This is a genomic window from Rhizorhabdus histidinilytica, from assembly GCF_900167915.1.
Classification (GTDB): Bacteria; Pseudomonadota; Alphaproteobacteria; order Sphingomonadales; family Sphingomonadaceae; genus Rhizorhabdus; species Rhizorhabdus histidinilytica.
On record NZ_FUYM01000006.1, the window covers coordinates 259364 to 280154 of the forward strand.

General features: G+C 68.9%; 20 protein-coding genes and 1 other annotated feature. Of the genes, 7 read left to right on the forward strand and 13 right to left on the reverse strand.

Annotation, left to right across the window (positions count from 1 at the left end; all coding sequences use genetic code 11):
- Positions 1-56 precede the first annotated feature (56 nt).
- Genes B5X82_RS15225 through B5X82_RS15235 form a run of 3 tightly spaced genes read right to left on the reverse strand, consistent with a single transcriptional unit; the run spans position 57 to position 2674 of the window.
- On the reverse strand, positions 57-239 hold the full coding sequence (locus B5X82_RS15225; protein ID WP_016744333.1) for a hypothetical protein: 183 nt from the start codon (positions 237-239) through the stop codon (positions 57-59).
- Positions 239-1447, reverse strand: coding sequence for a 23S rRNA (adenine(2503)-C(2))-methyltransferase RlmN (gene rlmN, locus B5X82_RS15230; RefSeq protein WP_079649093.1), 1209 nt, complete (start codon positions 1445-1447; stop codon positions 239-241). The genes B5X82_RS15225 and rlmN overlap by 1 nt, the downstream gene beginning before the upstream one ends.
- A 57-nt stretch (positions 1448-1504) precedes the next feature.
- Positions 1505-2674, reverse strand: coding sequence for a low temperature requirement protein A (locus B5X82_RS15235; protein WP_079649009.1), 1170 nt, complete (start codon positions 2672-2674; stop codon positions 1505-1507).
- 182 nt (positions 2675-2856) lie between these two features.
- Here B5X82_RS15235 and B5X82_RS15240 point away from each other — a divergent pair, with 182 nt between their 5' ends.
- Positions 2857-3252 (forward strand): hypothetical protein, encoded by a 396-nt coding sequence (locus B5X82_RS15240; protein ID WP_079649010.1) that lies wholly within the window; start codon positions 2857-2859, stop codon positions 3250-3252.
- Positions 3253-3427: 175 nt separating this feature from the next.
- Here the strand turns inward: B5X82_RS15240 and B5X82_RS15245 are convergent, their stop codons facing one another.
- The 3 genes from B5X82_RS15245 to B5X82_RS15255 form a co-directional block, all read right to left on the reverse strand.
- Complete coding sequence (locus tag B5X82_RS15245; protein WP_176152571.1) at positions 3428-4633, reverse strand: NAD(P)/FAD-dependent oxidoreductase; 1206 nt, start codon at positions 4631-4633, stop codon at positions 3428-3430.
- Positions 4634-4782: 149 nt separating this feature from the next.
- Complete coding sequence (locus B5X82_RS15250; RefSeq protein ID WP_079649011.1) at positions 4783-5322, reverse strand: RrF2 family transcriptional regulator; 540 nt, start codon at positions 5320-5322, stop codon at positions 4783-4785.
- Between the two features lie 183 nt (positions 5323-5505).
- On the reverse strand, positions 5506-5931 hold the full coding sequence (locus B5X82_RS15255) for an organic hydroperoxide resistance protein (RefSeq protein ID WP_012049159.1): 426 nt from the start codon (positions 5929-5931) through the stop codon (positions 5506-5508).
- Between the two features lie 137 nt (positions 5932-6068).
- On the opposite strand from B5X82_RS15255, the gene B5X82_RS15260 reads away from it, so the two are divergent.
- A complete protein-coding gene (locus B5X82_RS15260) occupies positions 6069-6530 on the forward strand; it encodes a MarR family winged helix-turn-helix transcriptional regulator (protein ID WP_079649095.1) in 462 nt (153 codons plus the stop codon).
- Between the two features lie 5 nt (positions 6531-6535).
- Here B5X82_RS15260 and B5X82_RS15265 read toward each other — a convergent pair whose 3' ends face one another.
- A complete protein-coding gene (locus B5X82_RS15265) occupies positions 6536-7108 on the reverse strand; it encodes a hypothetical protein (RefSeq protein ID WP_079649096.1) in 573 nt (190 codons plus the stop codon).
- 311 nt (positions 7109-7419) lie between these two features.
- On the opposite strand from B5X82_RS15265, the gene B5X82_RS15270 reads away from it, so the two are divergent.
- The 3 genes from B5X82_RS15270 to B5X82_RS15280 all read left to right on the forward strand — a co-directional run bounded on the left by B5X82_RS15270 (position 7420) and on the right by B5X82_RS15280 (position 11642).
- Entirely contained in the window at positions 7420-8100 is a 681-nt protein-coding gene (locus B5X82_RS15270; RefSeq protein WP_176152578.1) for a response regulator transcription factor, read from the forward strand.
- On the forward strand, positions 8097-9455 hold the full coding sequence (locus tag B5X82_RS15275; protein WP_079649012.1) for a HAMP domain-containing sensor histidine kinase: 1359 nt from the start codon (positions 8097-8099) through the stop codon (positions 9453-9455). Before B5X82_RS15270 ends, B5X82_RS15275 begins: the two co-directional genes overlap by 4 nt.
- Positions 9456-9539: 84 nt before the next feature.
- On the forward strand, positions 9540-11642 hold the full coding sequence (locus B5X82_RS15280) for a S9 family peptidase (protein ID WP_079649013.1): 2103 nt from the start codon (positions 9540-9542) through the stop codon (positions 11640-11642).
- Between the two features lies 1 nt (position 11643).
- Here B5X82_RS15280 and B5X82_RS15285 read toward each other — a convergent pair whose 3' ends face one another.
- The 3 genes from B5X82_RS15285 to B5X82_RS15295 all read right to left on the reverse strand — a co-directional run bounded on the left by B5X82_RS15285 (position 11644) and on the right by B5X82_RS15295 (position 17710).
- Positions 11644-12645, reverse strand: a complete 1002-nt coding sequence (locus B5X82_RS15285) for an acyltransferase family protein (protein WP_079649098.1) — start codon at positions 12643-12645, stop codon at positions 11644-11646.
- A gap of 59 nt (positions 12646-12704) precedes the next feature.
- Positions 12705-12758: a sequence feature (sul1 is cis-regulatory element that is thought to sense ions involved in sulfur or methionine metabolism; They are found in Alphaproteobacteria), on the reverse strand.
- 137 nt (positions 12759-12895) lie between these two features.
- Complete coding sequence (locus B5X82_RS15290; RefSeq protein ID WP_139385114.1) at positions 12896-15448, reverse strand: TonB-dependent receptor; 2553 nt, start codon at positions 15446-15448, stop codon at positions 12896-12898.
- A 486-nt stretch (positions 15449-15934) separates the two neighbouring features.
- Complete coding sequence (locus tag B5X82_RS15295) at positions 15935-17710, reverse strand: AMP-dependent synthetase/ligase (protein WP_079649014.1); 1776 nt, start codon at positions 17708-17710, stop codon at positions 15935-15937.
- Positions 17711-17870: 160 nt separating this feature from the next.
- On the opposite strand from B5X82_RS15295, the gene B5X82_RS15300 reads away from it, so the two are divergent.
- Together B5X82_RS15300 and B5X82_RS15305 are read left to right on the forward strand one after the other, a co-directional pair.
- Entirely contained in the window at positions 17871-18401 is a 531-nt protein-coding gene (locus B5X82_RS15300) for a J domain-containing protein (protein WP_079649015.1), read from the forward strand.
- Positions 18402-18514: 113 nt separating this feature from the next.
- Positions 18515-18883, forward strand: coding sequence for a response regulator (locus B5X82_RS15305; RefSeq protein WP_079649016.1), 369 nt, complete (start codon positions 18515-18517; stop codon positions 18881-18883).
- Positions 18884-18898: 15 nt separating this feature from the next.
- Here the strand turns inward: B5X82_RS15305 and B5X82_RS15310 are convergent, their stop codons facing one another.
- Genes B5X82_RS15310 through B5X82_RS15320 form a run of 3 tightly spaced genes read right to left on the reverse strand, consistent with a single transcriptional unit; the run spans position 18899 to position 20760 of the window.
- Positions 18899-19876, reverse strand: a complete 978-nt coding sequence (locus B5X82_RS15310) for a DNA topoisomerase IB (RefSeq protein WP_235862705.1) — start codon at positions 19874-19876, stop codon at positions 18899-18901.
- A gap of 48 nt (positions 19877-19924) precedes the next feature.
- Complete coding sequence (locus B5X82_RS15315) at positions 19925-20350, reverse strand: SecDF P1 head subdomain-containing protein (RefSeq protein ID WP_079649018.1); 426 nt, start codon at positions 20348-20350, stop codon at positions 19925-19927.
- Entirely contained in the window at positions 20347-20760 is a 414-nt protein-coding gene (locus B5X82_RS15320; protein WP_079649019.1) for a SufE family protein, read from the reverse strand. The genes B5X82_RS15315 and B5X82_RS15320 overlap by 4 nt, the downstream gene beginning before the upstream one ends.
- Positions 20761-20791: the final 31 nt, after the last annotated feature.

Below are 20791 nucleotides of genomic sequence, written 5' to 3' on the forward strand. Positions count from 1 at the left end.
TCTGGAATATTTCGGAGCGGCCTGCGTAGCCGGCCTCCAGCGATCGAGAGCGGACGTCAGCGCAGCTTGGCGATGCTGAGGCCGTCGGCCTTGGCGCGGTCCTTGGTCGATTCCTCGCTGCGCTTGAGCGCCTTGGCGATCGCCTTGAGCGCCATGCCCTTCTTCGCCAGGGTATGGAGCTTCTGGACCTCGTCGGGGGTCCAGGGCTGGCGATGCCGTTCGAAGCGGTCCCCCGACATCAGCCGAGCGCCGCCTGCTTCTCGGCCGCCATGCGGTCGAGCTCGGCGCGGCTCTTCTTCTCCGCCGCCGACTTGAGCTGGCCGCAGGCAGCCATGATGTCGCGCCCGCGCGGGGTGCGGACGGGGGCTGAGATGCCCGCCTTGAAGATCAGATCGGAGAAGCGCGCGACCCGGTCGGGGTCGGAGCATTCATAGGGCGCGCCCGGCCAGGGATTGAACGGGATCAGGTTGACCTTGGCGGGCAGCCGGTACTTGCGGATCAGCCGGACCAGCTCGAGCGCGTCCTCGTCGCGGTCGTTCTTGTCCTTGAGCATGACATATTCGAAGGTGATGCGCCGCGCATTGTTGGCGCCGGGATAGTCGGCGCAGGCCTGCAGCAGCTCCTCGATCCCATATTTGCGGTTGAGCGGCACGATCTCGTCGCGCACGTCCTTGGTGATCGCGTGGAGCGAGACGGCGAGGTTGACGCCGATCTCCTCCCCCGCGCGCGCCATCATCGGCACGACGCCGGCGGTCGACAGGGTGATGCGCCGCTTCGACAGCGCGAGGCCGTCGCCGTCCATGACCAGCTTGAGCGCGTCGCGGACATTGTCGAAATTGTAGAGCGGCTCGCCCATCCCCATCATCACGATGTTGGTGAGCATCCGCCCCTCGGGCTGCGACGGCCATTCGCCGAGCGCGTCGCGCGCCAGCATCACCTGCCCGACGATCTCCCCCGGGGTCAGGTTGCGCACCAGCTTCATCGTGCCGGTGTGGCAGAAGCGGCAGTTGAGCGTGCAGCCGACCTGGCTGGAAACACAGAGAGTGCCCCGGTCCGCGTCGGGGATGAACACCATCTCGTAATCCTGCCCGTCGTCGGAACGGAGCAGCCATTTGCGGGTGCCGTCGGTCGACACCTGCGCCTCGACCACCTCGGGCCGCGAGACGACGAAGCGCTGGTCGAGCCAGCCGCGCATGTCCTTGGCGATGTCGGTCATCACCGTGAAGTCGGTCGCGCCGCGATTGTAGATCCAGTGCCAGAGCTGCTTGGCGCGCAGCTTCGCCTGCTTCGGTTCGAGCTGGGCGGTCTCCAGCGCCATCCGCAGGTCGTCGCGCGACAGGCCGAGCAGGTCGATCCGGCCGTCCACGCGCGGCTTCAGGTCGCGCGGAACCGGCACAGGATCGATGTGGCCGGGAATCGGCATGGTGATGGGCTGCGGGTGATTCATCGCCGTCCCATAGTCGATCGCGGCCCGATTTTCCACCGTGCCCCGTTTCAGGGCCGCTCAACCATGGTGGCCGGGGTGGCGATGGCCCAGCCGGGCGCGGATCGCCGCCGCCAGCGCCGCCAGCGCAGCGATCGCCTCCAGCGCGGGAAAGGCGAAGGGCAGCGCGACGATCGCCAGCGCGAACAGCGGCAGGACGAGGCCCGCCGGCCCGGCCAGGACGAAGCGGTCGCGGACCAGCCAGAGCCCGGCCATGTAGAGCGCGAGCGGGATCGCCACCGCCATGTCGCCGACGCGCAGCGGGACATGGGCGTGGCCGGCGACGATGTCGACCAGCACCGCGAAACCCGCACCGACCGCCGCACCCGCCGCGAAGATCGGCAGATGGCCATAGCCCCACAACAGCGCGCGGCGCAGGCCCGAACCGTGGAGCTGTTCCTCCTCGCAGAAATAGAGCCACCACATCGCGAAGGTGATCACCAGCGCCGACAGCGCGACATGGACGAGCCGCACGTCGAACGCCTCGCGCGCCGCCGCCTGGAGCGCGAGCGATGCGCCGAGCAATATCTCGCCGAGGACGATCAGCGTCAGCAGGCCGTAGCGCTCGACGATATGGTGGCGGTGCCAGGGGGTGGTCGTCGCACGCTCGGCGAAGGCGGGCACGCCGAGCTCGAGCAGGAAACCGAGCAGCATCAGCGGCACGAAGGCGGTGGAGCCCGGCGATCCGAGCACCACCAGCAGCACCCAGTAGAGCTGGACGACCGCGATCCCGCCGGCATAGCGCAGATTGGTCGTCCGCCGCGCCGGATCAGCCCCGGCGGCGCGCAGCCACAGCAGCACCATGGCGAGCCGCATCACGACATAGCCGGCGACCACCAGATGGATGTCGAGCGCGCGGAACAGCGCGTCGACCCCGGCCGCCAGCGCCAGCGAGCCCGCCATGATCACCATCGTCAGCAGCCGGAAGACGGCATCGTCATTGTCATAGGCCGAGGCGAACCAGGTGAAGTTCATCCACGCCCACCAGATCGCGAAGAAGGCGAGCGCGAAGCGCAGCACCCCCTGCCCCGCATGCGCCTCGGCGATCGCATGATGGAGCCCCTCGGCCGCGGCGGCGATCGCGATCACGGTGACGAGGTCGAACAGCAGCTCCAGCGCGGTCGCGGCGCGATGCGGCTCGGCCGGGTCGCGGGGATGCATCGGCCGGATCGCCCTCTTCCGCTCGGTCATGCCGTCCCTTTCCGTCGTTCCGCATCCTGCCTGCCAGCAAGGCGCGCACGGCGTCAATCGGCGACTCCAACTCCGTCATCCCGGCGGAGGCCGGGATGACGAGAGCATATTTCGCTTCCGCCCGTCCCGGCAGGCTGTATAGCGGCCCGGTCGTCGGAACCGCGTCGAATCCGGAGGAAGAAGTGACCAAGTCCGCATCCGAGGTCATGCACGACGTGATCGTTGCGGCCGTGATCGACGGGCTCGGCGCGCTGCGCACCGCGTCGAAGGGCGTGCCCAACGCGCTGCTGCGCGACCTGGGCGCGATCCACCCCAACACCACCTTCCAGGACCTGCCAGCCGAGCTGCAGGCGTCGATCCAGACCAGTGTCCGCGCCGCCTTCACCCGGCTCCAGTCGGAAGGCTATACCGTGCTCAACCCCAAGGTCGCCGGCGTCGCGCCACGGCCGCAGCCCCGGCCCACGGGGGGACCGGGACGCGGACCGGGCGGCGGCGGGGGACGTCCGGGCGCGCCCCGCGATCCGCGCCGGCCGAGGCCGGACCGCCCGCCGTCGGGCAAGCGGCCGCCCCGGTCCTGACCGTCCCTCCTGAGAGTCTGACCGGAAAGTGCCTTACCGCTCATCCTGAGGAGGGACTGAGCTTTGGCGAAGGCCCATATCGAAGGATATTTCCAGCCTTGAAGGCCCCTTCGAGACAGCATTTCGACCAGGCTCAAGCTTCCTCGGGGCGAGCGGGGACTTTTGCGTCAGACTCTCAGGGGACGATCACATAGTCGGGATTGGCGATCCCGAACACAGCGTCGCGATCGGGCGCGGGCGGGTAGATCCACACGCCGTTGATCTCGCGCTTGATCGCCTTGCCCTCGTCGCCGACGAAGCGGACCGCGCGCTCCCAGCCCTCGGTGTAGAGCGCGCCCCACGGGCCAAGGTCGAGGCAGGTGACATATTTGGGCTGGCTGTAGGGATGCAGCGGCAGGCCGACCAGTTCGGCCGCGGCATTGTGCCCGGCGACGCGGCCGAGGCTCATCGCATGCTGGCACGACATGACGTTGAAGTTGCCCTGGTCGTCGGTCGCCGCCTTGACCGTGTCGCCAGTGACGAACACCCCCGGCGCGTCGGGCGCATGGAGGAACGGGTCGCCGACCACGCGGCCGAGCGGGTCGTGCTCGCCCGGGATCGTCGCCGCCAGCGGGTGGGCGCGCATCCCGGCGCTCCACACCACCGTGTCGGTCTCGATCCGCTCGCCCGAGGAGAGCACCACCGCGCCCGGCTCGATCGCGGCGACGCGGACGCCAGCACGCGATTCGACGCCCGCCTGGCCCAGCGCCTCGTGGATGTGCGGCACCGCCTCGGCGCCCATCGCCGCGCCGATCGTCGGCGCGGTGTCGACGATGACGACGCGGATAGCCGCATCGGATCCCAGCGCGGCGCGCAGCCGGGCGGGCATCTCGGTCGCGGTCTCGAGCCCGGTCAGGCCGCCGCCCGCGACCACCACCGTGTTGCGTGCAGGCGTCTCCGGCGCCTCGGCCAGCGCCTTGAGATGACGGTCCAGCGCGTGCGCCGAGTCGTGCTGGTCGGCGTCGAACACCAGATCGATGCCCGGAATGTCCGGGCGGAACAGCCGGCTGCCGGCGGCGAGGATGAAGCGATCATATCCAAGCGTCGTCCAGCCACCGTCATGGGTGCGGACCGTGACGGTGCGCGCCGCGCTGTCGATCGAATCGACCAACCCGGCGAGGTGGCGGACGCCGACCGCGTCGAGCAGCGCCGAGATGTCGGGGTGCATGTTGGCGAGGTCGATCTCGTAGAGGCGCGGCCGGATCGCGACATTGGGAGTGGGCGATACGATGGTTACCTCGACATCGTCCTCCCGGCCGGCGAGCGACACGGCGCGCGCGGCGGACAGGGCGGCCCACAGGCCGGCGAAGCCGGAGCCGGCGATCAGGATCTTGCTGGTCATGACGATTTCCTTTCGATGGTCGCCGGACATGAGGGATCGTTCCCCGCCGCCATCGATCATGGCGCACGGAGGGGCTTTCTCGGAACGTCCGGCGGCGCCGAGAAAGAGGTCGGGAAAGGGGAGGAACGCCCCGCTACGGGGCGGTCAGGTCAGCCCGGCGATTCGCGCGCCGGCCGGGCGCGGCCGGTCCGCCCGCTGATACGATCGCCCACCCACGCCTCGACGCTGCCGAAGAAATCGTCGGGCACCTTGCGTCCGAAGCGGGTGGCGACGTCCTGGAGCGACTGGGCGGCGAGCGCGTCGCGCATCGCCTTTTCGGCCTGGAGCATCACGGCGTGGACCGCGCAGACGCCGTCGGTCGCCCAGGCGGGGGTGCCGCCGGCGAAGAGGGCGCAGCGCTCGCGCACCTCCTGGCAATCGAACAGGGGCTTCTCGCCCTCGATCGCGTCGACGATGTCGAGGAAGCTGATCGCATCGGCCGGGCGCGCCAGCCGATAGCCGCCGCGCACCCCCTCGCTCGCCGCGACGATCCCAGCCTTTTCGAGCTTGGGGAAGATCTTCGCAAGGAAGCTGGGTGAGACGCCCTGCAGCTCGGCAAGGTCGCGGCTGCTCATCGCCCGGTCGCCCGATCCGACGAGCCACAGCAGGCAATGGATGCCATATTCGATACTGGTGGTGATGTGCGCCATAACGCGGACTAGTACACTCCGCGTTTGATTCGTCAAGCATAAAACACGGAGTTAGATAGTCCGTGTTTTATGTCCCCCTCCCGACAAACGTCACCCCGGCGGAGGCCGGGGTCTCGGGAGGCAAGAGAGCGAACCTCTCCCGAGATACCGGCCTCCGCCGGGATGACGCCGCGGGAGGACGCCTCAGGCGACGCTGAGCTTCACCTCGATATTGCCGCGCACCGCGTGGCTGTAGGGGCAGATGGTGTCGGCTTCGGCGACCAGCGCCTCGGCCGCGGCGCGGTCGACGCCGGGGAGGCTGATCTCGAGCGCGACGGCGAGGCCGAAGCCCTTGTCGGCGCGCGGGCCGATGCCGACCGTGGCGGTGACGGTCGCGTCGGCGGGCACCTTGGCATGCTGGCCCTGCGACGCGGCGAACTTCATCGCGCCGAGGAAGCAGGCCGCATAGCCCGAAGCGAAGAGCTGCTCGGGATTATTGCCCTGGCCGTTGCCGCCGAGTTCCTTCGGCGTGCCGAGCGTGACCTCGAAACTGCCGTCGGCGGTGCGGGCGCGGCCGTCGCGGCCTCCGGTGGCGGTCGAGCTGGTGGAATAGAGAATCTTGGTAGCCATGGTCCTGTTCCTCATCGGGGGGCTCGGGGAGAGCCCTTTTCAATCTTCCACGATTTAATCGTGTACGATTTATTTAGGTGAGTCGCGGCGCCGTGTCAACGCTTGCGATCATATCGCGCGCGATCTATATTTGCGGCATGACGAACGACGCTTCCGGGACGGCGGGTCCCTTCGACAATCTGCTATGCTTCGCGGTCTATGCGGCGGGCCACGCGTTCAACCGCGTCTACAAGCCGCTGCTCGACCGGCTCGGCCTCACCTATCCGCAATATCTGGTGATCCTGGCGCTGCGCCATGCCGACGGCCAGACGGTCGGCGCGCTCGGCGAGCATCTGTTCCTCGAATCGAACACGCTGACCCCGCTGATCAAGCGGCTCGAGGCGGCGGGCTTCGTCCAGCGACGCCGCGACGCCGCCGACGAGCGGGTGGTGCGCGTCCACCTGACCGACCAGGGCCGCGCCGCCGGCGACGCCGCCGCCTGCCTGCCGCCCGAGCTGTTCGATTCGATCGGCCTGCCGGCCGAGGAGATCGCGGCGCTCCAGCAGCGTCTGGTCACCCTCGGCGACAATCTGCGCCGCAGCGCCGAGGAGCGGGACTGAGGCCCCTACCGCCCCGCCGTGAAGTCGGGGAAGCCGTAGCTCTGCGCGACGAGCATCGTATGGGTACCGGCGATGTGCGCCACCACCTGCACCACCTCGCGCGTGTAGCGCAGCAGGTTGTAGGGGTTGCGGTACTGCGCGCTGATCAGGATATCGAAGGCGTTCGATCCGTGGATGATGCTGGCGTTGACCAGCAGCAGCGGCAGCTTGTCGCCGTCCATGTTCTGCTCGATCCAGACGCGTGAGCGGTCGACGATCTCGCTGACGATCCGCTCCTGGCTCGGCTCGGCGCCCTTGCGCTCCGCCTCCCAGGCGAGCCGCTCCTCGCGCAGCGAGCCGAGGTTGACCGACACCGCGATCATCCCCTGTTCGGGAAGCTGCACCTTGTCGCTGTCGCCCGAGGGCCAGAGCGTCTCGGCGACCGTGCCGTCGCTGATCAGCCGGGTCAGCGCACGGGCGGCCGCCTGGCGCTCATTGTCCGACAGCGCGGCGCCGTCCTCCTTGTCATATCCGGCACGCAACGCCGCGCTGTCCAGGAAGGACTGGCGATCGTGCAGGCGCGGAAATTCCGCCGCCAATGCCCGTAGGATACGTTCGGCCGCGCCGATGGAGCGCCCGGCGCCCGATTCGTCTTTCCCCCGCATGGCGGCCTAGAGATCAATTTTCGGCGGCTGTAACAATCGAAAAGCGGCCGGCGCCTCGCGACGACCGAAATCGGACGAGTGTATGGCATATATGCAACAGTAATACGGTTGCGCAGTGCGCGGCCTTTTCGGCCCTTCCCGGGCCGTCTCTGAACCGGACATGGCGGCGATGCTGCACTATGATGACAATCGCGCTTTCCCCCGGCGCCGGCTTCTGCTGGAGCGGACCGGCGAGTGAGGATGAGATGGGCCTGAACCTGCTGCTGGTCGAGGACGACGCCGCGCTGGTCGCGATGCTGGAGCGCGACCTTCGCGAGATGGGCCACCATGTGTCGGTGGCGACGGACGGGCGCGCGGCGATCGAGGCGGTGACGCGCGATCGGTTCGACGCGATGATCCTCGACCTGATGCTGCCGACGGTCGACGGCCTGTCGGTGCTGCAGCGCATCCGGCAGGACGGCATGGGCCTGCCCGTGATCATCCTCAGCGCGCTCGGCCGGCCGGTCGAGAAGGTCGAGGGGCTCGACGCCGGCGCCGACGACTATGTCGTCAAGCCGGTGACGGCGGCCGAGCTCAACGCCCGGCTCAACGCGATCCTGCGCGGCCGCCGCCAGCCGGCGCAGGACGGCGACACGCTGCGCGCCGGCGACATCGTCGTCAGCCCCGCCCGCTTCCGCGCCTGGCGCGACGGCAAGGCGGTCGACCTCAGCAAGATCGAGTTCAACCTGCTGCTCGAACTGGTCCGCAACGTCGATTCGATCGTCACCCGGGCGATGCTGCTCGAAAAGGTGTGGGGTTACGACTTCGAGCCCGCGACCAACCTGGTCGACGTCCATATCCGCCGGCTCCGTGCCAAGCTCACCGCGAACGGCGGCGACGACCCGATCAGCACGGTGCGCGGCGTCGGCTACCTCCTGCCCGGATGAAGCGGCTGCGATCGCTCCACGCGCTGACCGCGGCGTTCCTCGTCGCGTTCATCACCGCCACGGGGCTGACCGGCCTGGCCGTCTACCGGGCGACCCACGGCACGATCGTCGCCCTGGTGGACCGGCGCATCGCCAGCGTCAGCGGCGAGCTGGCGGCGATGGGCACGCACAGCGGCACAACCGAGCTGATCCGCCAGATCGGCGCGCTGACCAGGGAGCGCGACACCGGCGACCTGGGCCTGCTGCTGACCACCGCCAACAGCCGCTTCCTCGCCGGCAACATCCGGCTGCGGCGTCCGCTGCCCGAGGGGTTCTCGACGGTCGACCGCGCGCTCGGCGTCAAGGGGCTGTCGACCGGCCGCGCACTGGTCCGTCCGATCGGCGACGGCCTGATCCTGACGGTGGTCGCCGAGACCGAGCCGTTCGACGACTATAACGCCGCGCGGGCCCGCATCTATCTGTTCGGCTTCGGGTCGATCATCCTGGTCGTGGTCGCCGGGGTCGCGACCTTCGGCTTCGTCATCGGCCGCCGCATCGTCGCGATGCGCCGCACCGTCGAGGCTATCGTCGACGGCGACATGCAGCGCCGCGTGCCGGTCGACGGGTCCGGCAGCGCGTTCGACCAGCAGGCGCGCGCCTTCAATGCGATGCTCGACCGGATCGCCGGATTGATGGCCGAGATCAGCAACGTCTCCAACGACATCGCCCACGACCTGCGCACCCCGCTCGCACGGCTGCGCGGGCGGCTGCAGGCGCTGGCGCGGCGCGCCGAGAGGGGCGACGCCCCACCTGCGGAGATCATAGCCGAGATCGAGGGGGCGATTGCCGATAGCGACTCGCTGCTGGCGATGTTCGCCGCGATCCTGCGCATCGCCGAGATCGAAGGCGGCGCGCGGCGCGCCGGGTTCGAGCGGGTCGACCTGGGCGCGATCGCCCATCATGTCGCGACGACGATGCAGCCCGCCGCCGCCGATGCCGGCCGCTCCCTCGTCGACGGCGATCCCGTCCACCTGCCGGTGGCGGGCGACCGCCGGCTGCTGGCCCAGGCGCTGATCAACCTCGTCGAGAACGCGATCCGCCATACCCCCGAGGGCAGCCGCATCCGCATCGTCGCGGCCCGGGCCGGCGACCAGGCACTGGTCAGCGTCGAGGACGATGGCCCGGGCATCCCCGCCGCCGAACGCGCCCGCGCGCTGCGCCGGTTCGGCCGGCTCGACGGAAGCCGGGCCAGCAGCGGCCACGGCCTCGGCCTGCCGCTGGTCGAATCGATCGCGCGGCTCCACCGGGGGACGTTGGCGCTCGGCGATGCCGGGCCGGGCCTGCGGGCGGTGATCGCCCTGCCGATCGCGCCGTGACGGTTTCGCACCCGTAAAGCCCCCGGGGTTGAGCCCGATCGCGAAACGCGCAACGGTGCGGCATCCACAAGATCGAGGTCCTCCATGCCGAAACCGACCCTTTCCGCGCTGATGCTCGGCGCGGCGCTGCTCGCCATGCCCGCCTTCGCCCAGAACATCTCCGCCGCCCCGGCCGCCGCGGCCGCGCCCACCCTCTCCAGCCGCTTCGAGGGGCGGGACATCTTCGCGCTGCAGGTCGTGTCCGATCCGCAGATCAGCCCGGACGGAAAGACGGTCGCCTATGTCCGGCGCCAGGCCGACATCATGACCGACAAGGTGAAGGGGACGATCTGGCTGGTCGACGTGGCCAGCGGCACGCAACGCCCGCTGGTCGCCGACGCCAGCCAGCCGCGCTGGTCGCCCGACGGCAGGCGGCTCGCCTATGTCGCCGCCGATCCCAAGGGCAAGCCGCAGCTGTTCGTCCGCTGGCTGGCCGACGACGCGACGGCGCGCGTGACCCAGCTTCCCGACGGCCCGCAGGCGATCGCCTGGTCGCCGGACGGGCGCAGCATCGCCTATGTCATGCGCGTGCCCGGCGAGCCGATGAAGCTGGGCAAGGCGCCCGACAAGCCCGAGGGCGCCGACTGGGCCAAGCCATTGGAGGTGATCGACCGGGTCGACTATCGCGCCGACGGCGGCGGCTATGTCGAGCCCGGCTACGACCATGTCTTCGTCGTCGCGGCGGACGGCGGGCCGCCCCGGCAGCTCAGTTCCGGCGACTATCAGGACGGCGGCCCGCTGAGCTGGACGCCCGACGGGCGATCGATCCTGTTCAGCGCGGTGCGCAAGCCCGACTGGCAGCGCAATGTGTTCGATCCGGAAATCTACGCGCTCGACGTCGCGACCGGCGCGATCCGCGCGCTGACCGACCGCGCGGGCCCCGACGTCGCCCCGGTGGTCTCGCCCGACGGCTCGAAGGTCGCCTATCTCGGCTATGACGACAAGCGGCTGTCCTGGCAGACCACGCTGCTCTACGTGATGAACCGCGACGGCAGCGGCGCGCGGGCGATCACCGCCGGCTTCGACCGGAGCATCGACAAGGCCGAATGGGCCGCCGACGGCCGCTCGCTCTACGCCCAGTATGACGATCGCGGCGTCAACCGGATCGCGCGCGTCACCCTCGACGGCAAGGTGACCGAGCTGGCGGGCGGGCTGACCGGGACCAGCCTCGACCGGCCCTATAGTGGCGGCGACTTCAGCGTCTCCAGGACCGGCGCGATCGCCTTCACCAGCGGATCGGCGCTGCGCCCCGCCGACCTGTCGGTGGCGAGCGGCGGCCGCATCCGGCAGCTCACCCGGCTCAATGAGGATTTCCTCGCCGCCAAGAGCCTGGGCCAGGTCCGCGAGCTGGCGGTCAAGGCGCCCGACGGTCGCGCGATCCCGGCCTGGCTGGTGACCCCGCCCGGCTGGCGCGAGGGGCAGCGGGTGCCGCTGGTGCTGGAGATCCATGGCGGCCCGCACAGCGCCTATGGCCCGCATTTCTCGACCGACGACCAGCTCTACGCGGCGGCCGGCTATGCGGTGCTCTACACCAACCCGCGCGGCTCGACCTCCTATGGCCAGGAATTCGCCGAGCTGATCCACCACAAATATCCGGGCGACGACTATGGCGACCTGATGGCGGCGGTCGACGCGGCGATCGGCGCCGGGGTGGCCGATCCCGACAATCTGTTCGTCACCGGCGGATCGGGCGGCGGCGTGCTGACCAGCTGGATCGTCGGCAAGACCGACCGATTCAGGGGCGCCGCCACGCAGAAGCCGGTGATCAACTGGATCAGCGAGGCCCTGACGATGGACGCGACGCTGTTCACCTCGCGCTACTGGTTCGCCAAGCTGCCCTGGGAGGACCCGACCGGCTATTGGGCGCGCTCGCCGCTCAGCCTGGTCGGCAACGTCAAGACGCCTACCCTGGTCGTCGTCGGCAGCGAGGATTACCGCACCCCGGTCAGCGAGGCTGAGCAATATTATGCCGCGCTGCAGATCCGCGGCGTGCCGACCGCGCTGGTCAAGGTGCCGGGCGCCAGCCATGGCGGCATCGCCGCCCGGCCGTCGCAGGCGGCGGCCAAGGCGTCGGCGATCATCGCCTGGTTCGACCGCTACCGGACCCGGCCTGTAGCGGGCGCCGCGACCGCCGCCGCCGCACCCTGAGTCACAGCGGCAGGGCGTAAAGATAGTCGAGCCGTGCGTGGCGCTCGCGCGCGATGGCGAGCGCCACGCACAGCCCGGCGGGCACGACGAAGCAGATCGCGCTGATCGCCGGGACCGAACCGAGCCCCAGCGCCAGGCACAGCGCGATCAGCCCGTAGATCAGCGGATAATGGAGGCTGAAGAAGACGATCGAGTGGCGGCCGACGAAGCGCAGCGGCGCCCATAGCCTTCCTTCGGCATGGCGCCGCGCCAGCCCGATCACCAGCAGGATCGCGATGCCGACCGGCAGGCACAGCTCGATCTTGTAGTTGATCCCGCCCGCGATCGCCGATCCGGCGGCGAGGATCGCGACGACCGGGACCGCCAGCCAGATCAGGCGGCGGTCGTCGGCGACGGCGATCCGGCCGGGATCGCGCGCGAGCAGGTAGCCCAGGAAGAAGAAGGCCATGAGGAAGAAATAGCGTTCCTCATATTTGCTGTCGTCGGGCGACAGGAAGGACAGCAGTGCGGCGGCCAGGATGATCGCGGCGGGCGGCACCCGGCGCAGCAGCAGCGCCCAGACATAATAGGTGAACAGGAACAGGATGAACCAGAGGTAGCTGCCGCCCATCCACAGCTTGACGTGGGGCAGCCCGGCCGGCTCGATCATCAGGCCGTAGGCGAGCGTCCACAACAGATAGGGATAGAGCAAGGTGCCGGTCTTGCGCAGCAGATAGGTGCGCGGCGGCTTGGCGAGCGCCTTGGGTACCAGCAGCCCCGACAGCACCATCAGCATCGCCATGCGGAACGGCGTGAAGAGATGGTTGAGGTGCAGCAGCGGCGGCCAGGGTTCGAGCCCGTGGCGGCCGACCACGACCGATGCGTGGAACAGGATCACCAGCATCGTGGCGAGCCCGCGCAACGAATCGATCCAGTCCATCCGCGGCCGGGCGGCGGCCATGTCGGGGGCGTGAGCCGGCGAGGCGACGGATTCGCCTGGCGCGCGCTCGATGGTCTTCTTCATCGCGGGTCCAGCGGCAGCCGCGAACGCCTGTTGCCCGGTCGTCAGGTCGGCGAACGCGCGGTTGTCCCGGGGATAGGCGCCGGGAGGAGCCACCCGGCGCAGCCGGGTCCGACGGAGAGCCCGACCTTAGCCTCCCCGGCCGCGACCACAGTATCCGACAGCACAGTTCGCCGAAAAAAGCCGGACCGCCGAACCCATCCTCGCTCTTGCGGGGATGGGCCGGCGGTCCGGCGCAGGCCTGGGAACCCGATCAGAAGTGGACGGAAATCTCGCCGCCGAAGGTGCGCGGCGGATTGAGGTTGGCATAGTCGCCCAGCACGCCGCCATAGTTGGTCGAGACCAGCGTGCTGCCGTTATAGTTCTGCACCGGCGAGGAATTCGCCGCCGAGCGCCGATAATAATAGGTGGTGTTGAACAGGTTGCGCGACCAGACCGAGAAGGAGACCTTGCTGTTGCCGCCGACCGCGATGTCGCCGAGGGTGATGCGGCCGTTGACGACGAAGCTCGAGTCGGTCCGGGTCGGCTCCAGCTGGAAGCTGTACTGCCGTCCCAGATAATTGCCGTCGAGGTGGAAGCGAATGTTCGCGTCGCCGGCGATGGCGGGAACGGGCAGGACATAGTCGATCGCGCCCGACGCCGCGTGCTTCGGCGTGTAGACGATGTAGAGCTGCTGCGGCCGGCCGCCGGTGATCGGGTTCACCGCCGACGGCGCCTTCCAGTGGGTGTAGGCGTAGGAGCCCGTCAGGGTCAGGTTGTCGACCGGCATGACCGTCAGGTCGACCTCGACCCCGCGGATCTTGGTCTTGCCCGCATTCTGCGTCTGCTCGATGTGGCTGCCCAGCGTCGGGCTGCCCGATGCGGTATCATAGAGGTCGAAGTCGAACTGGGTGTTCGAGCGATCCATGATGTAGCCGGCGACGTTCAGGCGGGCGCGGTGCTGCCAGAAGTCCATCTTCGCGCCGACTTCGTACGACTTCACCGTCTCCGGGCCGAAGGCGTTGAACTGCTGCGACCGGTCGTTGGCCCCGCCGGCGCGGAAACCGGTCGCATATTTCGCATAGGCGTGGACGTCGCTCGACACGTCGACCGCGAGGTTCAGCATCGGATCGAAGCGGCTGATGCGGTTCTTGAAGGTGAAGGGCTGCGCCGTGTTGTTGACGACGTAGAGCCGGCCGCGCCGCCGATCCTTCGTCCAGCGGCCGCCCGCGGTCAGGTGGACGATGTCCAGGCCCGCCGGCGTGTAGGTGACGTTGCCGAACAGCGAATAGCTGTGGTCATGCGCCTCGCTGGCGCGGGCGATGAACTGGCAGCTGTTCGCGGATTCCGGGACGGTCGCGGCCAGGGTGTTGATGCACGACGGATCGAAGGGCTGGTAGCCCGAGTTCGCACTGGTGACCGTGCCCGACACGATCGGGCTGCGGACCGTGTAGCCGGTGCCGTCGGCGTTCCAGAGGTTGCTCAGCGGGGTCGCCGCATGCTCGGTGGCATGCTCGGTGTAATAATAGGCGCCGACCACATAATCGAACTGGTCGACGCTGCCGACCGCCTGGAATTCCTGGCTGAACTGGTTCTGGCGCAGGAAGGAGAGGCTGTAGCGGCTGAAGTTCGCCGAAGGCGAGAAGGTCTGGCGCGCCGCACCGCCGCTATTGTCCCACTGATCGGTCGAGACGCCGCGCCACGCGGTGATCGAGCGCAGTTCGAGCCAGGGCGCCGCTTCATATTTGACGTTGGCCGAGAAGCCGTGGGTGATGTCGACGCTCGGCTGCTGCGGCACGCCGATATCGGACGAGGACTGACGCCCGGGGTGCGGCACGACGGCCGGCGCCAGCGGGGCGATGCAGGCGGGGCGGCTGGTGCCGGCGGCGATGGTTCCGCCACAGGGAGTCGTCGTGCCCGGCAGGAACAGCGCGGTGCCCGTGGTGGCGCCGTTGTACGAGCCGACCACATAGCCGTTCGGGTTGTAGTTGATCAGCTGGCTGAAGTTCGGGGTGTTCTCGTCCTTCGCATAATCATAGGCGAAGTCCGCGGTGAGGCCGCTGACCGGCGTCCAGCGCGCCGCGACGCGGCCGCCCTTGCGGTCGTAATAGTTCCAGCCCGTCGCGCCGGCGAGCGGGTTCTTCACCGTCGGGTCCTGGTGCTGGTAGACGCCCTCGAACTTCAGGGCGAGGTTGGCGAACGCCGGCAGGTCGACATGGGCGTCGGCGCTGCGGCTGCCGTAATTGCCGATCCCGGCCTCGATATGGCCGCCGAACTGGCCGGTGGGCGCCTTGGTGACGATCGACAGCGCGCCGCCTTCGGTATTGCGGCCGAACAGGGTGCCCTGCGGCCCCTTGAGCACCTCCATGCGCTCGATGTCGAACAGCGCGGCGTTGAGGCCCTGGGTCTTACCCAACGCGACGCCGTCGATATAGACGCTGACGCCGCCATCACGGGCCGTCTGGTTCTGGTCGTAGGGGACGATGCCGCGGATGCCGATCGTCAGTGCCGACTGGCGCGCCTCGAAGGTGGTGACGCGCAGCGACGGGATCGAGCCGTCGGTCAGGTTGTACAGGCTCTGGATGTGGCGGTCCGCGATCCCCTGGGTGCCGATCACCGAGATCGAGATCGGCGTCTTCTGCAGGTCGGTCTCGCGCCGGGTGGCGGTGACGACGATGGCGCCGAGGCCGCCGTCGGCATCGTCGGCGGCGAGATCCTCGGCCGCCGAGGCGGCGGGAACGGCCGCCTGCGCGAAGACCGGCGCGGCGATCGCCAGCGCGGCCGAGGCCGAGAGCAGGCGGAGATGAAACCGGGTGCGGGACCGCATCGTATAAACCCCTTTGTTGAACTGGTTCGCCGGGGCCTATAGGTTTTCGTCACGACACTTATGTTACGGTCACAGTAAAACTCATGAAATCATGCGTTCATTCTCGCTTCATTTTCAAATATATAGAAGGTATCAGGCGTTATCACCTGTCGGTACCGTAGAATATATTCAATCGCTTTCGTGAAACAATTTTATACACCACTTTAAAATATTCGCGGTCAACAGAAGATCACCCGTCATGATGTCGAAATAGTTCGACACGACCTCAAGACGAAGCGTGGCGCCGCGCGGCATCGCCAGCCGCCGATATTACAATTCGACGAAGAATCCGCGTCGCAGCAATGGCGGCGACGCTACAGTTCCCCGTCCCCACGGTTTCTCGTCATCCTGACGCAAGTCAGGATCCCTCTTCTTTTCGTCCCTATGCTCCAAAGGCGCGGAAAGGCAGGGAGATCCCGGCTTTCGCCGGGATGACGGAGAAGGCGCCTACCCCCCGTAAAGCGCATCCATCCGGTCGCCATAGACCGCGCGGATCGCGTGGCGGCGGTTCTTCATCGACGGGGTCATCTGCTCGTTCTCGATCGAGAAGGGCTCGTCGGCGACGGCGATGCGGCGGACTTTCTCGATCACCGACAGATCGGCGTTGACCCGGTCGACCGCCGCCATCAGCGCACGGTGGAAATCGGCATTGCCCTTGAGCTGCGCCAGCACCGGCGGCAGGCCGCGTTCACCGGCCCAGACCGCCAGCCATTCCTGGTCGGGGACGACGAGGCCGACGATATAGGGCCGCTTGTCGCCCGCCACCATCGCCTGGGCGATCTCGGGCTGGAGGGTCAGCATGCCCTCCACCTTCTGCGGCGCGATATTGTCGCCCTTGTCGTTGACGATCAGGTCCTTCTTGCGGTCGGTGATCTTGAGCCGGCCCTTGTCGTCGAGATGGCCGACGTCGCCCGAATGGAGCCAGCCGTCCTTCAGCACCCGCTCGGTCTCGGCCTCGTTGCGCCAGTAGCCGGCCATCACCAGCTCGCCGCGGATCAATATCTCGCCGTCCTCGGCGATCTTGACCTCGACCCCCTTCATCGGCGGGCCGACCGTGTCGAGCTTGATCCCCGCCTTCGGCCGGTTGCACGAGACCACCGGCCCCGCCTCGGTCTGGCCATAGCCCTGGAGCAGGGTGAGGCCGAGCGAGGAGAAGAACTGCCCGACCTCGGGGTTGAGCGGCGCGCCGCCCGAGACGAGCGCCTTGATCCGCCCGCCGAAGCGCTTCTGCACCTTGGGCTTGAGCAGCAGGTCGATTGCCAGCTTGTACGGATAGTCGGCCAGCCGCAGCTTCTCGCGCGTGCCGAGCTCGAGCGCCTTGTCGAGCAGCTTCTGGCCGATCCCGCCCTGCTTCTCGACCGCCTTGATCAGCCGCGCGCGCAGCAGCTCGAACAGGCGCGGGACGACGACCATGATCGTCGGCCGGGTCTCCTCGATATTGGCGGCGAGCTTCTCCAGTCCCTCGGCATAATAGATCTGCCCGCCCAGCGCGATCGGCAGGAACTGCCCGCCCGAATGCTCATAGGCGTGGCTGAGCGGCAGGAACGACAGGAACACCTCGTCGTCCCAGCCGAAATCCTCGGCGATGATGTCGACGCATCCCTCGACATTGCACAGGATCGCACCGTGATGCTGGCGCACCCCGCGCGGCGCGCCGCCGGTGCCGCTGGTGTAGATCAGGCAGGCGAGATCCTCGCGCCGCAAGTCGGCGACGGCGGCCTCGGCTGCGGCGACATCGGCGGCCGGATCGCCGGCGAGCGCCGCGAAATCGAGGGTGCGGACCGCGGTCGCGGGCAGCGGCTCCATGCCGATCAGGAATTCGCAGGTCGAGGAGCGGACGATCGCAGGCAGCAGCACCTGCGCCAGCTTCGCGGTCGAGACGATGGCCGCGCGCGCGCCGCTATTCTCCAGGATGTGGGTGTGGTCGCGCTCGGTGTTGGTGGTGTAGGTCGGCACCGTCACGCAGCCCGCGGTCATGATCGCGAGGTCGGCGATGCAGAATTCGGGACGATTCTCCGACACCAACACGACGCGATCGCCCTCGCGCAGCCCCTGCGCACGCAGCGCGGCGGCGAGCGAGGCGACCCGGCGCGCGACCTCCGTCCAGCTCAGCGGCGCCCACGCCCCGCCGCGCTTCGCCCACAGGAAGGGGGCGTCGCCCTTCTCGCGGGCGCGCGTGAAGAACATGGTGACGAGGTTCGGAAATCGCTCGAAGGTCCGCATCGTCTCTCCTGTTTCGGCGGCCACGTCCGCTCTTCCCCATGGCTATAACCCAGAAACCGGGGGAATGTACCGCCGATGTTCCCGGGCGATGACGACGCCCCGCCCGCTTCCGATTTCCGCAATGGTCCGTTCAGCCGTTCGGCGCTACAGGGGAAGGCTTATGGCCCGATCCTCTTCCCGTTCGAACGACTGGGGTTTTCCCCGCTGGCGCGGCTATGGCAGCGAACGCGGCGCGACCAAGGTGCGCATGTGCGACCGGCACGGCTGCGACCAGCCGGGCGACTGCCCGGCGCCCAAGGCGCCGAACAGCCGCGAACGCTGGTATTTCTGTCCCCGCCACGCCGAGGAATATAACCGCAACTGGGACTATTTCGCCGGCCTGTCGGCCGAGGAGGCGGCGAAGCGCGCCGAGCAGGAGCGCCAGGCCTCCTCGGGCTATGCCGAACAGGCGCATTATGGCTGGGGTGGCCCCGGCGACGGCCGTTGGACCCGCGACGAGCTGCGCGCCTTCGAGACGCTCGAACTCGATTCCGACGCCGATTTCGAGGCGGTGAAAGCCGCGTGGCGCCGGCTGGCCAAGGCCAACCACCCCGATGTCCGCCCCGGCGACGCCGATGCGGCGGTGCGGTTCCAGGCGGTTCAGGCCGCGTTCGAGGTGCTTCGGCGCGCGGAGGAGCGCCGGCCGCGCTGACGGCGGGATCGATCCGGATTGGAACCGAATTGCCTCGACACGCGCTTGCCGATACGATGACGTAACGGCGGACCATGACGATCTCGTAACGATCTTTCCGCCGAGGGAGGTTCATGTTGCGTATCCTGTGCGTCGACGACGATGGGCTCGTCCTCTCCATCACCTCGGATCTGCTGCGCGCGCTCGGCCATGAGGTGGTCGAGGCGATCGGCGGCGCCCCCGCGACGCGGACGATCGAGGAAGGCGACGGATTCGACCTGCTCGTCACCGACATCCATATGCCCGGCGGCCCCGGTGGCCCGGACCTTGCCCGGCTCGCGCGCCGGACCCATCCCGAAATGCCGGTGATCTTCTTCAGCGGCGTCGACCAGTTCACCCCCGCGGAAGCGGGCGACCAGGTGCTGCGCAAGCCGTGCACCCTCGGCGAGCTGCAGCTGGCGATCGAGGCCGTCCAGCCGCGGCCGGGAGTCGCGCCGCTCTGACCGGAGCGGCCGGGATCAGATCCGGCCGGTCAGCACTGCCAGGCTCGCCCGCTCGTTCGCGCGCAGGCTGCGCGGCGTGGCCGGGATCGTCTCGATCCAGCGACCCGCCTTGGCCATCTCGATGAAGACCGGGGCGACATAGGATTTGCGGCACACCGCCGGCGTGTTGCCGAGCTGGCGCGCCACCTCGCCCAGCAGCGTCTTGACCGAGGTCCGCCGCCCGCGCGCGAGCATCCCCGCCGCGACCGCGCAGGCACGCCAGGTCCGGAAGGTCTTGGCGGTGCCGCTGCCATCGGTCAGCTCGGCGATCCACTGGTTGATATCGGCGGCGCGCACCCGCACCCCCGACCGCATCGCGAACAGCTCGCCCGCCCCCGCCTGCTTGAGCTCGGCGAGCGCCGCCGCCAGCGCCGCGTCGCGCCCCGACAGGTCGGCGCGGATGCCGTGCTTGCCGAAGAAGCAGAGCCGGATCGCGTCGCCGTCGATCCGGGCATGGCGGTTGAGCAGCGTCGTCGCGCCGAAGCTGCCGCGCGCCGCCGAATCGTCGGAACCGACCCGGATCGCGAAACCGTCGAGCAGCCGCACCGCCGCCGCCCGCGCGCGCTCCCACGGATCGTCGCTGCGCAGCGCGCGGCGGACGACGGCGCGCAGGCGGGGCAGGTGCGCGGCGAATTCGGGAAGGGCCGCGAATTTCTCCTCGTCGCGCGCCTCGCGCCACGCGCTGTTATAGCGATATTGCTTGCGCCCGGCGGCATCGATGCCCGTCGCTTGGACCGGCGCGTCCGGATCGGGGTTGATCCATACCCGGCGCCAGGCGGGCGGGATGCCGAGCGCCAGTATCCGCATCCGTTCGTCGGGGTCGCGGACCGTCGACCCGTCGGGGGCGACGAAGCGCCACCCGCCGCCGCGTCGGATGCGGGTTATGCCGGGAACGGAATCGATCGTGTCGGGCGGGTCGATCGGGCGGCGCGGCATGACGGGAGAACGCGGCAAGCGGCATCGGGTGCCACCGCCTCTCTCTCCGACGGGATGACGGGGTTTCTATTCCGCCGAGAGGTCGTCGGGCAGCGGGTCCCTGCCGGAGATGCGACGGGCAAGCGCCTCGCCGTCGGTCAGGTTCCAGCGGCCGGGAATCTCGATCACCCCGTCGGTGACCGGCTTGCGGACCAGCTCGGCGGCGAGCGTCTTGCCGTCGAGCGCGACCAGCATCGGCTTGCCGACCAGCGATCCGGTGATCGCCTCCAGCCGCCGGGCGGCGGCGGGGGTCAGGGTCAGCATGATGCCGACCTTGCCGTTGACGTCGGGCAGCGCGCGGGCGTCGAGCACCTCCGACGGCGCGAACGCTTCCCCGGCGATGGCGAGCTTGCCGGTCTCGAAAGCGGTCGCCTGGGCGGGCGGCTCGGCGGCGCAGGCCGGCATCGTCAGCGGCAGCGCGGCGAGCAGCAGGAGGGCAAGCCGGCGCTTCATGCGTAGCGCTCGGCGGTCGAGCGGATCAGCGCGATCATGTTCGGTATCCCCTGGGTTCGGTTCGAGCTGAGCTGGTTCTTGAGGTCGAAGGGTTCGAGCAGCGCGGCGATGTCGGTATCGCGGATCTCGGCGGCTGGCCGATCCTGCACGGTCGCCAGGACGAGCGCGATGATCCCCTTCGTGATCGCGGCGTTGCTGTCGGCGAGGAAGTGGAGCGTGCCGTCTCCCGCCACGGTCGGATAGACCCACACCGAGGCCGAGCAGCCGCGCACCAGCGTCGCATCGGTCTTGAGCGCGTCGGGCATCGGTTCGAGCGCGCGGCCCAGTTCGATCAGCAGGCGATAGCGGTCGTCGCCATCGAGGAATTCATATTCTTCACGGATGTCGGCAAGACGGGCAGGCTCGGTCATGGCGAGCGGACTAGAGGATTTTCGGGTCCGC